1 pseudogene is annotated in these 761 nt (G+C 42.6%); it reads left to right on the plus strand.

Features of this window, described 5'->3' with window-relative positions:
• Window positions 1-761, plus strand: a pseudogene (locus HT703_RS04030) (hypothetical protein); the annotation flags it as partial.

The raw sequence follows: 761 nt of genomic DNA on the forward strand, positions 1-761 counted from the left end.
TCAAAATTGCGAAGTGGTATGGGAAAGTATGCAGCTAATGACCGTAGTGAAAATCCTATTACAATTGACGGAGAGGACGGAACTGTAACCACGACAACGACCTACGATGTTAATCCAGAGAATGGTCATGTTACCGAAAAGGTTACCGTAGAGAAAAAAGAAGCCACGGATACAGTTATCAAAGTTCCAGCTAAAAGCAAGGTTGAGCGTGAAGTTCTGCCTACAAGTGTCATCCGTTTTGAAAAAGATGAAACAAAAGACCGTAGTGAAAATCCTATTACAACTGACGGAGAGGATGGCTATGTAACCACGACAAGGACCTACGATGTTAATCCAGAGACTGGTAAGGTCACAGAAAAGGTTACTGTAGACAGAAAAGAACCGACAGACACAGTTATCAAAGTTCCAGCCAAAAGCAAGGTTGAGCGTGAAGTTCTGCCTACAAGTGTCATCCGTTATGAAAAAGATGAGAGTAGAGACCGAGGAGCTTCTATTGAGATGGTTGATGGAGAGGATGGCTATGTAACCACGACAAGGACCTACGATGTTAATCCAGAGACTGGTAAGGTCACAGAAAAGGTTACTGTAGATAGAAAAGAACCGACAGATACAGTTATCAAAGTTCCAGCCCAAAGCAAGGTTGAGCGTGAAGTTCTGCCTACAAGTGTTATCCGTTTTGAAAAAGATGAAACAAAAGACCGTAGTGAAAATCCTATTACAATTGACGGAGAGGACGGAACTGTAACCACGACAACGACCTA

This window comes from Streptococcus sp. 3874 (assembly GCF_013276425.1).
Taxonomy (GTDB): Bacteria; Bacillota; Bacilli; order Lactobacillales; family Streptococcaceae; genus Streptococcus; species Streptococcus pseudopneumoniae.